13 protein-coding genes are annotated in these 13,649 nt (G+C 66.4%); 8 read left to right on the forward strand and 5 right to left on the reverse strand.

What is annotated here, in order from left to right:
* Nucleotide 1: 1 nt before the first annotated feature.
* Nucleotides 2-376 carry a DUF8021 domain-containing protein gene (locus K6L26_RS05600; protein WP_019346958.1) on the reverse strand — a complete coding sequence of 125 codons (375 nt, stop codon included), beginning with the start codon at nt 374-376 and terminating at the stop codon, nt 2-4.
* Nucleotides 376-1,527, reverse strand: a complete 1,152-nt coding sequence (locus K6L26_RS05605) for a steroid 3-ketoacyl-CoA thiolase (protein WP_019346957.1) — start codon at nt 1,525-1,527, stop codon at nt 376-378. Before K6L26_RS05605 ends, K6L26_RS05600 begins: the two co-directional genes overlap by 1 nt.
* A 167-nt stretch (nt 1,528-1,694) precedes the next feature.
* Between K6L26_RS05605 and K6L26_RS05610 the strand changes: the two genes are divergently transcribed.
* From K6L26_RS05610 to K6L26_RS05645, 8 genes are all read left to right on the forward strand, one after another.
* The gene (locus K6L26_RS05610) at nt 1,695-2,945 is read left to right on the forward strand and encodes a cytochrome P450 (protein WP_036391674.1); all 1,251 of its coding nucleotides are present in this window, start codon (nt 1,695-1,697) and stop codon (nt 2,943-2,945) included.
* A 35-nt stretch (nt 2,946-2,980) separates the two neighbouring features.
* Complete coding sequence (locus K6L26_RS05615) at nt 2,981-3,985, forward strand: acyl-CoA dehydrogenase family protein (RefSeq protein ID WP_047036191.1); 1,005 nt, start codon at nt 2,981-2,983, stop codon at nt 3,983-3,985.
* The gene (fadE29, locus tag K6L26_RS05620; protein WP_036391680.1) at nt 3,985-5,148 is read left to right on the forward strand and encodes an acyl-CoA dehydrogenase FadE29; all 1,164 of its coding nucleotides are present in this window, start codon (nt 3,985-3,987) and stop codon (nt 5,146-5,148) included. Before K6L26_RS05615 ends, fadE29 begins: the two co-directional genes overlap by 1 nt.
* On the forward strand, nt 5,145-6,110 hold the full coding sequence (locus K6L26_RS05625; RefSeq protein WP_019346577.1) for a bifunctional MaoC family dehydratase N-terminal/OB-fold nucleic acid binding domain-containing protein: 966 nt from the start codon (nt 5,145-5,147) through the stop codon (nt 6,108-6,110). Before fadE29 ends, K6L26_RS05625 begins: the two co-directional genes overlap by 4 nt.
* Nucleotides 6,107-6,514: a MaoC family dehydratase gene (locus K6L26_RS05630; RefSeq protein ID WP_019346576.1), complete on the forward strand. Its 408-nt coding sequence runs from the start codon at nt 6,107-6,109 to the stop codon at nt 6,512-6,514. The genes K6L26_RS05625 and K6L26_RS05630 overlap by 4 nt, the downstream gene beginning before the upstream one ends.
* Nucleotides 6,514-7,671: a 17-hydroxy-3-oxo-4-pregnene-20-carboxyl-CoA lyase gene (locus K6L26_RS05635; RefSeq protein ID WP_019346575.1), complete on the forward strand. Its 1,158-nt coding sequence runs from the start codon at nt 6,514-6,516 to the stop codon at nt 7,669-7,671. The genes K6L26_RS05630 and K6L26_RS05635 overlap by 1 nt, the downstream gene beginning before the upstream one ends.
* Nucleotides 7,672-7,746: 75 nt before the next feature.
* Nucleotides 7,747-8,847 carry a hypothetical protein gene (locus tag K6L26_RS05640; RefSeq protein ID WP_221852851.1) on the forward strand — a complete coding sequence of 367 codons (1,101 nt, stop codon included), beginning with the start codon at nt 7,747-7,749 and terminating at the stop codon, nt 8,845-8,847.
* A gap of 35 nt (nt 8,848-8,882) precedes the next feature.
* A complete protein-coding gene (locus K6L26_RS05645; RefSeq protein WP_043369407.1) occupies nt 8,883-9,689 on the forward strand; it encodes a hypothetical protein in 807 nt (268 codons plus the stop codon).
* Between the two features lie 193 nt (nt 9,690-9,882).
* On the opposite strand, the gene K6L26_RS05650 is transcribed toward K6L26_RS05645, so the two are convergent.
* The 3 genes from K6L26_RS05650 to kstD all read right to left on the reverse strand — a co-directional run bounded on the left by K6L26_RS05650 (nt 9,883) and on the right by kstD (nt 13,633).
* Complete coding sequence (locus K6L26_RS05650) at nt 9,883-10,728, reverse strand: hypothetical protein (RefSeq protein ID WP_221852852.1); 846 nt, start codon at nt 10,726-10,728, stop codon at nt 9,883-9,885.
* A 360-nt stretch (nt 10,729-11,088) separates the two neighbouring features.
* The gene (locus K6L26_RS05655; protein ID WP_047036188.1) at nt 11,089-11,949 is read right to left on the reverse strand and encodes an enoyl-CoA hydratase ChsH3; all 861 of its coding nucleotides are present in this window, start codon (nt 11,947-11,949) and stop codon (nt 11,089-11,091) included.
* A 1-nt stretch (nt 11,950) separates the two neighbouring features.
* Complete coding sequence (gene kstD, locus K6L26_RS05660; RefSeq protein WP_036392860.1) at nt 11,951-13,633, reverse strand: 3-oxosteroid 1-dehydrogenase; 1,683 nt, start codon at nt 13,631-13,633, stop codon at nt 11,951-11,953.
* Nucleotides 13,634-13,649: the final 16 nt, after the last annotated feature.

The following is a 13,649-nucleotide window of genomic DNA, read 5'->3' on the forward strand; positions in this document are numbered from 1 at the left end:
CTTAGCGGCTGATGAACGGGGCGAGGGAGGCACGGATGTGATGGATCTTGCCGTCCGATGCCGGGATCAGGAACGTCTCGTCGACGTGTGAGCACACCCGCCACCCGAACAGGCGCGGCTTGGTGAGCACGTCGAACTTGGCGCGGATGTTGTCGCCGTCGACGGAGAACTCCGGCGTCGTCGTCTTCTCGATCAACTTGAACTGCGGTCCGCGATTCAGGCTGCGGCGCAGGTGATCACCGGAACGTCCGGTCTTCAGCCCCATCTCGATGCGGATGCAACCCGGATCGAACGGCACCCCATCTGCTTGATGGGTGACGAGCGCATCGATGTAGGCCTGTGCGGCCGCGATGCGCTCGGCTTCACTGAACGCCATCAGATCCGCTCGATGATGGTGCCGGTGGACAGCGCGCCGCCGGCACACATGGTGATCAGCGCCGTGCTGCGGTCGGTGCGCTCCAGCTCGTGCAGAGCGGTGGTGATCAGCCGGGATCCGGTCGAGCCGACCGGGTGGCCCAGGGCGATGGCGCCACCGTTGACGTTGACCTTGTCCATGTCGGCGCCGTGCACCTGGGCCCAGGACAGCACCACCGACGCGAAGGCCTCGTTGATCTCGACCAGGTCGATGTCACCGAGCTTCATGCCGGCCTTCTCCAGCACCTTGGCGGTGGACTGCACCGGGCCGTCGAGGTGGTAGTAGGTCTCGGCGCCGACGTTGGCCTGCGCGATGATCCGCGCACGCGGCTTGAGGCCCAGCGCCTTCGCCTTGTCCTCGTCCATCCAGAGCACCGCGGCCGCGCCGTCGGAGATCTGCGACGACGTACCGGCGGTGTGGATCCCGCCCTCCATCACCGGCTTCAGCGATGCCAGGCCCTCGGCGGTCGTGTCGCGCAGGCCCTGATCGCGGCTGACGGTGTTCCATTCGGCGGTCGGCTGCTTGTTCTCGTCGATGACCGGGGCCTCGATCGGCGAGATCTCCCGGTCGAAGCGCCCCTCGGCCCAGGCCTGCTTGGCCCGGTTCTGGGAGGCCAGACCGAGCGCGTCCACATCGGCGCGGGTGATGCCGCGGCGCTTGGCGATGCGCTCGGCGGCCTCGAACTGGTTGGGCAGATCGATGTCCCACGACGCGGCGCGGGCCCCGCCGCCGTTGGCGCCGAGGCCGACTCGGCTCATCGCCTCGATTCCGCAGGCGATGCCGATGTCGATCGCGCCGGTGGCGATCAGGCCGGCCACCAGGTGGTTGGCCTGCTGGGCGCTGCCGCACTGGCAGTCGATGCTGGTGGCGCCGACGTGCTCGGGAAGACCGGCGATGAGCCAGGACTGGCGGGTGACGTTGTTCGCCTGTTCGCCGTACTGCGTGACGCAGCCACCGATGACCTGCTCGACGCTGCCGGGGTCGATTCCGGCCTTCTCGATGAGGGCCTTCTGGACGGCTCCGAGAAGCTCGGTGGCGTGCAGGCCGGACAACCAGCCGTTGCGCTTGCCGATGGGGCTGCGGGTGGCTTCGACGATGACAGGGTTACCCATGAAGTCAGGCTAGAACACGTTTCATATCTCTGACAAGCACGGATGTATCACTGCCTTTGATCTGCGGTCAAGCCGTGTTTCAATGGTCTCAATTGGTACTAGACCACGTTGTTTCAAGCATTGCTGGCTACGCGCACGGCTTGCTACAGACACTAGGAGTTAGACACATGGGCTGCCCCAACATCCCCAAGGATTTCGACTTCCTCGATTCCGACCTGAACCTCAAGGGTCTGCCGGTCAAGGAGCTCGCCGAGCTTCGTGCGGCCGAGCCGGTTCGCTGGGTCGACGTCCCCGGCGGCACCGGAGGCTTCGGCGACAAGGGGTACTGGCTCGTCACCCGCCACGAGGACGTCAAGGACGTCTCGCTGCGCAGCGACGTGTTCTCCAGTTCGATGAACGGCGCGATCCCGGTCTGGCCGCAGGAGATGACCCGCGAAGCCGTCGACCTGCAGCGCGCGGTCCTGCTCAACATGGACGCCCCGCACCACACCCGGCTGCGCAAGATCATCTCCCGTGGCTTCACCCCCCGCGCGCTCTCGCGGCTCGAGGACGAATTGAACTCGCGCGCACAGCAGATCGCCAAGAACGCTGCCGCGTCGAGCACCGGTGACTTCGTCGAGCAGGTGTCCTGCGAACTGCCGCTGCAGGCCATCGCCGAACTGCTCGGTGTGCCCCAGGACGACCGCGACAAGCTGTTCCGCTGGTCCAACGAGATGACCGCCGGTGACGACCCCGAGTACGCCGACGTCGACCCGGCCATGTCCTCGTTCGAGCTGATCTCCTACGCCATGAAGATGGCCGAAGAGCGCGGCAAGAACCCGACCGACGACATCGTCACCAAGCTGATCCAGGCCGACATCGACGGCGAGAAGCTCAGCGACGACGAGTTCGGCTTCTTCGTGATCATGCTGGCCGTCGCCGGTAACGAGACCAGCCGCAACTCGATCACGCACGGCATGATCGCGTTCTCGCAGCACCCCGAGCAGTGGGAGCTGTTCAAGAAGGAGCGCCCCAAGACCGCGGTCGACGAGATCATCCGCTGGGCCACCCCGGTGTCGGCCTTCCAGCGCACCGCCAGCCAGGACACCGAGATCTCCGGCGTCAAGATCAAGGCCGGCGAGCGCGTGGTGATGTCCTACCGCTCGGCCAACTTCGACGAGACGGTGTTCGAAGACCCGTTCACCTTCAACATCCTCCGCGACCCCAACCCGCACGTCGGCTTCGGCGGCACCGGGGCGCACTACTGCATCGGCGCCAACCTGGCCCGCCTGACGATCAACCTGATCTTCAACGCCGTCGCCGACCACATGCCCGACCTCAAGCCGATCGGTGACCCCGAACGGCTGAAGTCCGGCTGGCTCAATGGTATTAAGCATTGGCCGGTCGATTACACGGGCGCGTGCCCGGTCGCTCACTGAGCTACTGACCGTCTAACGGATCAAGGAGGATTCGGGTGGATTTCACACCGAACCCGGAACAGCAGGCCGTCGCCGATGTGGTGACCTCTGTTCTGGAACGCGACAACACCTGGGATGCACTGGTTTCCGGTGGAGTCGCGGCGCTGGGAGTGCCGGAACGACTCGGCGGTGACGGCCTCGGCCTGCCCGAGCTGTCCACCGCGTTGACCGAGATCGGCAGGCACGGCACCACCGGGCCGGCGCTGGCCACCGTGGGCCTCGGCCTGGTGACGCTGCTCGACCTGGCGTCCGACGCCCAGCAGGACCGGTACCTCGCCGGTGTCGCGACGGGCGCGGTGCTCTCGGCGGCGCTCAATGAGCCCGGGCAGTCGCTGCCGGAGCGGCCTGCGGTGAACTTCGCCGACGGCAAGCTCAACGGCACCAAGATCGGTGTGCCCTATGCCGAGACGGCCAAGTGGCTGGTGGTCACCGCCGACAACGCGGTCGTGGTGGTCTCCCCGGCGGCTGATGGCGTGACGGTCACCAAGACCCCGACCTCCAACGGTTCCGACGAGTACGTGGTGACGTTCGCCGACGTCGCGGTCGACGCCGCAGACGTGCTCGACGGCGCGAGCGCGCAGCGGGTCAACCAGCTGGCGCTGGCTGTCACCGGGGCGTTCGCCGCCGGGTTGGTGGCCGGCGCACTGCGGCTGACCGCCGACTACGTGGCCACCCGTGAGCAGTTCGGCCGGCCGCTGTCGACGTTCCAGACCGTGGCGGCACAGTTGTCGGAGGTCTACATCGCCTCGCGGACAATCGATCTGCTGTCCACCTCGGCGCTGTGGCGGCTGTCCGAGGGGCTTGACGCCGACGAGGACCTGAACATCCTGGGCTACTGGCTCACCTCGCAGGCCGCGCCGGCCATGCGGCTCTGCCATCACCTGCACGGCGGTATGGGTATGGACATCACCTACCCGATGGACCGCTACTACTCCTCGATCAAGGATCTGACCCGGCTCTTGGGTGGTCCGTCGCATCGCCTCGATTTGGTGGGAGCGTAATGTTCATCGACCTGACGCCCGAGCAGCGGGCGCTGCAAGCCGAACTGCGGGAATACTTCTCGACTCTCATCACGCCGGAAGAGGCCGCGGCGATGGAGTCAGACCGGCACAACGAGGCCTACCGTGCGGTGATCAAGCGCATGGGCAGCGACGGCAAGCTCGGTGTGGGCTGGCCGAAGGAGTACGGCGGCCTGGGCTTCGGCCCTGTCGAGCAGCAGATCTTCATCAACGAGGCCAACCGTGCCGACATCCCGCTGCCGATGGTCACGCTGCAGACCGTCGGCCCGACCCTGCAGGCACTGGGCACCGAGGCGCAGAAGAAGAAGTTCCTACCCGGAATCCTCTCCGGCGACGTGCATTTCGCCATCGGATACTCCGAGCCCGACGCCGGCACCGACCTCGCCTCGCTGCGTACGACGGCCGTCCGGCACGGTGACGAGTACATCGTCAACGGCCAGAAGATGTGGACCACCGGCGCGCACGACGCCGACTACATCTGGCTGGCGTGCCGCACCGACCCGACCGCGGCCAAGCACAAGGGCATCTCGATCCTGATCGTCGACACCAAGGATCCCGGCTACTCGTGGACGCCGATCATCCTGTCCGACGGCGCCCACCACACCAACGCGTCGTACTACAACGACGTGCACGTGCCCGCCGACATGCTCGTCGGTGAGGAGAACGGCGGCTGGAAGCTCATCACCACCCAGCTCAACCACGAGCGCGTGGGTCTGGGACCGGCCGGTCGCGTCGCCGGCATCTACGACCAGGTGCACGCCTGGGCATCCAAGCCGGGGTCCGACGGCGTCACGCCGATCGAGCAGGACGACGTGAAACGCCTGCTGGGGCAGATCAAGTCGATCTGGCGGATCAACGAGCTGCTCAACTGGCAGGTGGCGGCATCCGGCGAGACCATCGCCGTTGCCGACGCGGCGGCCACCAAGGTGTTCTCCACCGAACGCATCCAGGAAGTCAGTCGCCTGGCCGAGGAGATCGTCGGCAAGTACGGCAACCCGGCTGATCCCGAGACCGCCGAGCTGCTGATCTGGCTGGACAAGATGGCCAAGCGCAACCTGGTCATCACCTTCGGTGGCGGTGTCAACGAGGTGATGCGCGAGATGATCGCGGCATCGGGCCTGCGGGTGCCGAGGGTGCCGCGATGAGCGATCTGCAGGCAGGTATCGACGAGATCGTCGCGACCGGGCGCAGCAAGCCGACGCTGAGCCGGGATCCGGTGAACCAGCCCATGATTCACCACTGGGTCGACGCCATCGGTGACAAGAACCCGATCTACGTCGATGAGGAAGCGGCCAAGGCCGCCGGGCATCCCGGCATCGTGGCCCCGCCGGCGATGATCCAGGTCTGGACCATGATGGGCCTGGGCCGTAGCCGCTCGGACGACGATCCGCTGGCCCGGATCATGAAGTTGTTCGACGACGCCGGGTACGTCGGCGTGGTCGCCACCAACTGCGATCAGACCTACCACCGGTATCTGCAGCCCGGCGAGCAGGTCAGCATCAGCGCCGAGGTCACCGACGTGGTGGGCCCGAAGCAGACCGCGCTGGGCGAGGGCTACTTCATCAATCAGAAGATCCGCTGGCATGTCGGCGACGAGGAAGTCGCCGACATGGACTGGCGGATCATGAAGTTCCAGCCGGCCAACAAGCAGGGGCAGGACGCGGCCGAAACCGGTTCGATCCCGGCCGATCTGGACCCCGACAAGTTGATGCGGCCGGCGTCGTCACGGGACACCCAGTTCTTCTGGGACGGTGTCAATGCCCACGAACTGCGTATCCAGAAGCGACCCGACGGCTCGCTGCAGCACCCGCCGGTGCCCGCCGTCTGGCAGGACAAAGAGGCTCCGGTCGACTACGTGGTGTCGACGGGCAAGGGCACGGTGTTCAGCTACGTCGTGCACCACGCACCCAAGGTGCCCGGACGCAGCCTGCCGTTCGTCATCGCACTCGTCGAACTCGAAGAGGGCGTCCGCATGCTGGGTGAGTTGCGCGGGATCGCCGCCGATCAGGTGAAGATCGGAATGCCCGTCACCGCAACCTATATCGACTTTCCGGACAGTGAGGTCAGCCCGGCCTGGACGTTGTACGCATGGGAGCCGCAAGCATGAGCCTGACTGTCTCCGACGTTCGCGTCGGCACCACACTGCCCGAACTCAAGATCTACGGTGACCCGACGTTCATCGTCTCCACCGCGATCGCCACCCGGGATTACCAGGACGTCCACCACGACCGGGACAAGGCGCAGGCCAAGGGTTCCAAGGACATCTTCGTCAACATCCTCACCGACACGGGCCTGGTCGGACGGTACGTGACCGACTGGGCCGGGCCGAACGCGATCATCAAGTCGATCAAGCTGCGCCTCGGTGTGCCCTGGTACGCCTACGACACCATCACCTTCACCGGTGAGGTCACCGAGGTCGAGGGTGACCTGGTGACCCTGAAAGTGGTGGGCAGCAACAGCCTTGGCAACCACGTCATCGCCACGTCCACACTGACTTTGGGGGACAACTGATGCTCTCCGGCAAGGCAGCCATCGCCGGTATCGGCGCCACCGACTTCTCCAAGAACTCGGGCCGTAGTGAGCTGCGGCTCGCGGCCGAAGCCGTGCTCGACGCGCTCGACGACGCCGGGCTGAAGCCCTCCGACGTCGACGGCTTGGTGACGTTCACGATGGACTCCAACCTGGAGACCGCCGTGGCCCGCTCCACCGGCATCGGGGACCTGAAGTTCTTCAGCCAGATCGGCTACGGCGGTGGCGCCGCGGCGGCGACCGTCCAGCAGGCGGCCCTTGCCGTCGCGACCGGCGTCGCGGAAGTCGTTGTGGCATACCGGGCGTTCAATGAGCGCTCGGAGTTCCGGTTCGGCCAGGTGATGACGGGCCTGACCGTCAACGCCGACTCACGGGGCGTCGAGTACAGCTGGTCCTACCCACACGGCCTGAGCACCCCGGCCGCTTCGGTGGCCATGATCGCCCAGCGCTACATGCACGAATACGGCGCCACCAGTGCCGATTTCGGTGCCGTGTCCGTGGCCGACCGAAAGCACGCCGCGACCAACCCGAAGGCGTTCTTCTACGGCAAGCCGATCACCATCGAGGATCACCAGAACTCCCGGTGGATCGCCGAACCGCTGCGCCTTTTGGACTGCTGCCAGGAGAGCGACGGTGGCGTGGCCATCGTCGTCACCACGCCCGAACGGGCCAAGGATCTCAAGCACCGTCCGGCGGTCATCGAGGCCGCCGCCCAGGGCGCGGGCACCGACCAGTTCACCATGTATTCGTACTACCGCGACGAGCTCGGGCTGCCCGAGATGGGCCTGGTCGGCCGTCAGCTCTGGGAGCAGAGCGGTCTGTCGCCCGACGACATCCAGACCGCGATCCTCTACGACCACTTCACGCCCTACACGCTGATCCAGCTCGAAGAGCTCGGGTTCTGCGGCAAGGGCGAGGCCAAGGACTTCATCGCCGGCGGCGCCATCGAACTCGGAGGCCGGCTGCCGATCAACACCCACGGCGGACAGCTCGGTGAGGCCTACATCCACGGCATGAACGGCATCGCCGAGGGGGTGCGGCAGTTGCGGGGTACCTCGGTGAACCAGGTCGAGGGCGTCGAGCATGTGCTGGTCACCGCGGGAACCGGCGTTCCGACTTCCGGATTGATCCTCGGATAAAGGTGCATCGCCACCCCTTATTGGCACGGTAATGTTTGCTCCGGATGTGCATCACGCGTAGAAGGGGGCCGTGGCATGGGAGTGCCGCGCGACAGCAGCCCGTACGGGTCGCAGACGTTGCAGGGACCGGCTTGGCCGAATATCGACGAGGACCAGCTGACCGCGGCGGCGGCGTCCTATAACAAGGTCGGGGCCAATATCAGCGGCTCCGTCGTCCCTCAGCAGACGAATCAGCTGTCGAGGCTGACCGGTTCGTGGGAAGGTGGCGCGTCGCTGGCTGCCTCGGGTGAGGCCACCACGATGATCGCCGGGCACGAGGCCAACGCCGCGCAGGCGACGGCCATCGGCACCGCGTTGTTGAAGATGGCGGCGTCGGTGGCGCAGACCAAGACCGCGCTGAACGCGGCCGCACAGGAAGTGCAGGCCGAGGTCGAAGCCCTGCAGAAGATGCCGTTCGGCAACATGCAGGCACTGGTCGAGAGCCGGATCAAGGCGGGTTTGGCGCAGAACACCGCAACGGTCTCGGCTGCTTCGGTCGAAATGGCCGACAGTCTCGGCACGGTCGCCAACCTTCCCCAGTTCGGCACCCCGCCGACGGCGCAGGCCCAGCAGGCCGCCCAGAAGGGCGCCGATTCGATGATGCAGCTGATCAGCCAGTTGCCCCAGATGCTGGGCCAGATTCCGCAGATGGCCAGCCAGATCCCCCAGCAGCTCTCCCAGCCCCTGCAGCAGCTCACGCAGCCTTTACAGCAGCTGACCCAGATGTTGGGCTCGGGCGGCAAGGGCACCGGCGGGGGGCCCAGCCCGTTCTCGGCGTTCTCCAATCACCCGCTTGCCGGCGGATCGGGGCCGAGCGGCGGCGCAGGTCTGGTCAAGGCGGCTGGTTTGCCCGGTGGCTCGGGTGGCGGCAGTCCGCAGACGCCGCTGTTGTCGAAACTCGTCGGCGGTCATACCGCACCGGTCGCGGTCGACCCGGGAGTCAGCGCCGCGGTGCTCGGTGGTGTGGCGCCGGTGGCTGCGGCTAACGCGGCAGGCGGCGGCATGGGTGGCGGCATGGGCATGATGGGCGGCGGCCAGCGTGCCGGTGGCGGCGGGGGGACGGCCACCGGACTTGCCGTCCCGGCTCCCCTCGACCACGACACCGGCGACGGGGATGACGAATATGACGATTGGTGATCTGTGTCGGTCCGAAGGAGAAGGAGTCAGTAACGGTGAATGAGCCAGTCAAGGTTCTTGCTCCGCTCACCTGGAACCCGGCATCGATGCAACTGCCCGAGATGCCGCCCATCCAGCCCGGGGAAGACGCGATGAGCATGACCATCGCCGGCATCCTGCCAACCCTGGCGACCTCGCTGACCACGAATGTGACGGCGCTGTCGGCCAAGGAGAACATGTTCAACGCCAAGCTTTCGGATGCTCAGGGCGCCTACGAGAAGGCCGACGAGTCCGGCGGTCAGGGCGTCGGCCAGCTCGGCCAGATGATGGGTCAGCTGGGCCAGATGGGGCAGATGGCCAGTGCCCCGTCCCAGATGGCGGGGCAGATGGGCGGCCAGTTCGGCTCGCTCATGGAGCCGCTGATGAAGGCCATGGAAGGCGCCAAGGGCGGCGGCGAGAACGGCGGTGCGCCCGGTGCCGGTCAGCCCGGTGCCGGCCAGCCCGGCGGCCCGGGTGGTCCCGGCGGCCCGAACCCGCAACAGCAGCAGGAAGAGCGCGAGGCCAAGCTCAACGAGAGGGACAAGCAGCAGAACGATCGCGAGACGGCGCAGAATGACCGCGATGCCGCTCAGGATCGCCGCGAAGCCGGCCTGGATGCCCGCGAGACCCAACTGAACGACCGCTCCGGTGGGGCCGCGTCGTCGGCTCCGCATTCGGCGCCTCCGGTCACGCATTCAGCCCCGCCCGCAGCGTCGGCCCCGCCCGCCGCTGCCGCGCCGAGCCAGCCGGCTCCCGGCCCGATTCCGGTGGCACCCGAGGCCCCGCGTCATTCGGGTGGGGACGATCTCTGGAAGCGGATGTAGCACGGGTTCGGGCCGATAGCGCTCGTTTGGTCGCGTCGTCGCGTCGGTGGTCATCGGTCGTCGTCGCGTCCCATTGTCACGCTGGAGTGGCTCTCGACTCCGACAGCCACTCCAGCGTGACAACGTGCGGGTTCGCTGGCCCCGACGCGGCCGCTGTGTCACGCCAGAGCGGCTCTCGAGGTTCGACGTCGCGCTAGCGTGACAATCGTTGTGCCCGAGCCGCGACCACCCGACGCAGAACATTGTCTGGACTTTCGCCTGCCGAGACCCGGACGTTGATCCAGCCCTGCCGCTGTATTCGCTCGGCCCTCCTCAGGTCCCAGCCATATCGCCAACTGCTGGCTCGGTGTTCCTCGCCGTCGTACTCGGCCGCGACTTTGATGTCCTCCCAACCCATGTCGAGATAAGCAAACGGGTCGCCGGGGGCGTCGAAGACGGGAATCTGAGTTTGCGGTCGTGGCAAGCCGCCATCGATGAGGATCAGTCGCAGCCAGGTTTCCTTCGGGGACTGAGCGCCGCCGTCCATCAAGTTCAACGCGGTGCGGGCGCGTTGAATACCCCTACGCCGGGCATACCGCTGGGTCAACAATTCGACGTCGGCGACCTTGAGGTCAGTGGCGCGGGCAAGCGCATCGAGCGCCGCCACCGCGTCATCGCGTGGGTACCAACTGCCGATGTCGAGTGCCGTGCGGACCAATGAGGTGACTGGGACCTCGCCGAAGCGAACTATCTCGTCCTCTTCGATCGCTTCGGTTCGGATCCGCAGTCCCACAAGCGGATTGCGGTTCGAGTGGATCATTTCCACCGGAGACTTCGGATCGACCCATTTCGCCCCGTGTACAGCTGCTGCCGAGTTTCCGGCGATGATGCCGCGCTGCCGGGACCACAGCCAAGCCGCCTGGGCCCGAATGAGCGGCGTCAGTTCGGTACCCGGGCTCACGTACACATCCCGGAACACCCTGGTGTAGTGCGTGCGAAGTGCGCTCTTGAGTAGTTCGCCGTTGGCAACGGCTTTACTGCCGACGAATGGTTCCCCCATAGCGGGAAAGTCTGCAGCGCAACGGCGTAGCCGTCACATCAGTTATCCCCAGGCGCTGGCGTGACACTCGCTGTCCACAGCCACGCCAGCGTGACAGGTGACGGGACGGCGGATCTGTGCTATCGCGTGCATGGCTGCGGCGCCAAGGCGATTGTTTTGTCACGCTGGAGTGGCTGTCGGGACCCACCGCCACTCCAGCGTGACAAAGTGGAGGGCCGCCAACGGCATTCATCCTCCAATGCAACGCTGGAGTGACTGTCGAGGTCGACAGCCACTCCAGCGTGACAAAGCGGGTGGACAAAGCGGGCGGACAAAGCGGGTGGACAAAGCGGGCGGACAAAGCGGGCGAAGAAGGAAAAGCTAGGCCGGGACGAGCTCCACACCCGAGAGCACGACGGCGTTGTCCCGCGACGGTGCGGTCAGCACGCCGATGAACTTGCCGTCTTCCTTCCAGATGTTGGCCTGCAGGGTCTCGCCGGGGATCACGACGCCGGCGAACCGGGCGCCGTAGGAGGCCACCTGGGCGACGTCGCCGTCGAGCAGATTGTCGACGATGGCCTTGCAGCCGATGCCGTAGGTGCACAGCCCGTGCAGGATCGGCCGCTCGAAACCTGCTGCAGCAGCGAAGGCCGGGTCCGAGTGCAGGGGATTGCGGTCGCCGCACAGCCGGTACAGGAGGGCTTGCTGCGGCAGTGTCGGCAGTGAGATCTCGACATCCGGTGCGCGATCGGGCAATTCGTTCGAGGTGGCCGGGCCGCGCTCGCCGCCGAAACCGCCCTCGCCGCGGGCGAAGATCGATCTCTTGGTGGTCCACAGCACCTTGCCGGACTCGTCGGTGACCGTGGATTCACTGACGATGACGGCGGCTTTGCCCTTGTCCCAGATCTCGGTGAAGCGCTGCACCGACTTGGCGGTGCCGCTGGTGGGGATCGGGCCGGGCACACTGACGGCCTCGCTGGCGTGCAGCACCTTGGACAGTTCGATGTCGATGCCCGGGAACTGCACCTTGGGCGGCTCGGTCATGTGGAAGCTGACCGCGACGTTGCCGAAGGTCGGCAGCACCTGCGGGGTGTCGTCGACGAGGTAGCTCAGTTCACGCGCGCTCATCGGGTCGGCGCCCGCGCCGAGGCCCAGGTGGTACAGCTGGATGTCGCTGCTGGTCCAGGAGAACTCGATGGGTTCCAGCTCGGCGCCCAGCGCCTTGTCGAGATCGATTGGCATGTCAGCCCTTTCCGGCGATGTCGAGCGCCGCGAGGTATCCGAACGTCATGGCGGGACCGATGGTGCCGCCCGGGCCGGGGTAGGTGTGACCCATCACCGGTGAGCTGACGTTACCCGCGGCGTAGAGGCCTTCGATCACGGAGTTGTCGTCACGCAGGGCCCGGCCCTTCACGTCGGTGCGGATGCCGCCCTTGGTGCCCAGGTCACCCGGCACCATCTTGGCCGCGTAGAACGGTCCGTGCTTGATCTCGCCGAGGTTGGGGTTGGGCTTGTTGGTGGGATCGCCGTAGTAGCGGTCGTAGGCGCTCTCGCCGCGGTGGAAGTCCTCGTCCACCCCGGAGCGGGCGAAGCCGTTGAACCGGTCGATGGTCGCGGCGAACGCATCGGCGGGCAGACCGGTCTTGGCGGCCAGCTCTTCGAGGGTGTCGGCCTTGACGATGACGCCGGATTCCAGCCACTTCTTCGGAATGCGCTGCCCGGGCTGCAGACCGGCGAAGATGAACCGGTCACGGTACTGCTGGTCGAAGATCAGCCAGGCGGGGATGTTCTCGCCGGGGCCGGGGCCCTGGCCGTACTCGCCGCCGTACATGTGGTGGCAGGCTTCGACATAGGGCATCGACTCGTTCATGAACCGCTTGCCGGCCATGTTGACGATGATGGAGCCGGGGGAGTTGCGCTCGGACAGGGCGAACCACGGCGAGTCGACCAGCGGGACCGTCGGGCCCCACCATGAGTCCTCCATGAATTCCAATGCCGCACCCTGCTTTTCGGCGGCCAGGATGCCGTCACCGGTGTTGGCCACCGCGCCCACGGTCCACTCGGTGGTGATGGGTGCGCGCTGGTACTTCACCCGCATCTGCTCGTTGTGCTCGAACCCGCCCGAACCCAGGATGACGCCGCGGCGCGCCCGGATCAGTTGCGGCTCGGCGCTTTCACCCTTGGTGGTGTCGCGGACATAGATGCCGCGGACTACGCCGTCCTCGACATAGAGATCGGTGAGGGCGGTGTTCAGCAGGACCGGGACGCCGGCCTTCTGCAGGCCGATGCGCAGCGGGGCGATGAGGGCGCGGCCCATGCCGACCAGGTTCTTGCCGGTGGCGTTGGCCCACACGGAGCGGACGCCGACCTTGATGCTGCGCAGCACGCCGCGGGGATGACGCTTGAGCTGGTTGAGCCGGACGTAGTCCTGCTGCATCACCACCATGTTCATCGGCACCTTGCCGTATGGCGGCTCCAGGCCCTTCTCGTCGGCGCCGAGCTTCTTGGCGTTGAACGGCTTGGGCTCGACCGAGCGTCCGGTGGGCTTGCCGCCGGGCGTCTCGGGGTAGTAATCGGAGTACCCGGGCACCCAGCACAGCTTCAGTGGCGAGTTCTTCAGGACGAACGAGAGCATCTCCGGAGAGCGGTCGAGGTAGGTGTCGATCTTCTCCGCGGGCACCACGTCACCGATGATCTTGTGCAGGTAGGTGCGGGCGGCCTCGGGGGTGTCTTTTACCCCGTCACGCTTGAGAATCTCGTTGTTCGGGATCCACACCCCACCACCTGACCGCGCAGTGGAACCTCCATAGTGCGGCGCCTTCTCTACGACTACTGTCGAGAGGCCCTGGTGGGCTGCGGTGAGGGCGGCGACCATGCCGGCAGCGCCGCTGCCGACCACGACAACGTCGTACTCCTGTCCAGTCATGTAGAACACGTTATAG

Origin of the sequence: Mycobacterium farcinogenes, assembly GCF_019739075.1 — a bacterium.
Classification (GTDB): Bacteria; Actinomycetota; Actinomycetes; order Mycobacteriales; family Mycobacteriaceae; genus Mycobacterium; species Mycobacterium senegalense.